The following is a 223-nucleotide window of genomic DNA, read 5'->3' on the forward strand; positions in this document are numbered from 1 at the left end:
TCAGCAGGTTCCGCTGCACCTTGAACAGGTCGGCCGGGTAACGGAAGTGCGCCGCCAGCGCCGGCGGGGTCTCCGCCTTCGGGATCAGCAGGTGCCCGCCGAACGCCTTGTTCCAGGTCTTCAGCACCGGGTCGTTGGTGTCGAACTCGTAGAGCCGGACCGTGCCGTCGTACGCGTCGACGGTGGCCTTCACCGAGTTCCGCAGGTAGTTGACGTTCTCCCG

General features: G+C 66.4%; 1 protein-coding gene. It reads right to left on the minus strand.

Annotated features, from left to right (window positions below; genetic code table 11):
• Window positions 1–223: UPF0182 family protein (locus ACXN5W_RS30500; protein WP_473161834.1), on the minus strand; the 223-nt coding region annotated here is incomplete at both ends.

Source organism: Plantactinospora sp. A48 (genome assembly GCF_055793945.1).